Source organism: Polaromonas sp. P1_G2 (assembly GCF_056405515.1).
The window spans coordinates 1-356 of sequence record NZ_JBFUBY010001783.1 but is presented as its reverse complement, the minus strand read 5'-3'; the positions used below and the strand labels follow the sequence as shown (position 1 = coordinate 356).

Genomic DNA, 356 nt, shown 5'->3' with positions numbered 1-356 from the left:
CCATTATTGTGAAGGCTCAAAAGAACCCGCGCGGATAGTTGCGTAGAAGTCGTCGGCCATCAATTTTGTATGGCCGAAGTCATTTTGGATCGCAATCACCTGGAACTCGTCTGCCGTCGCATAGCCGATCGTCATGTTGCTCGATCTTGGCTTCGTCAAACGGTGCGGTAGCCAGGGGAACCATGCAATCGGCTGGGCACACCGCTGCGAAAGCAGATCAGAGGAGAGCTGTCTTGTGCCGGAGGCGGCCGCAGCGGCCTCAGAACAGGAAATCGGCCTTCGACAAGTCGTGAAAGTTGACGTCGTCAAGGGTCAGCACGTCGCCGTGCCCGAAGTCGTGGACAGCATCGCTGCCG

Annotated in this window: 1 protein-coding gene; it reads right to left on the bottom strand. The window is 57.3% G+C overall.

What is annotated here, in order from left to right; translation table 11 throughout:
• Positions 1–3: 3 nt before the first annotated feature.
• On the bottom strand, positions 4–135 hold the full coding sequence (locus AC1D0P_RS32575; protein ID WP_477680496.1) for a hypothetical protein: 132 nt from the start codon (positions 133–135) through the stop codon (positions 4–6).
• Between the last annotated feature and the right edge of the window lie 221 nt (positions 136–356).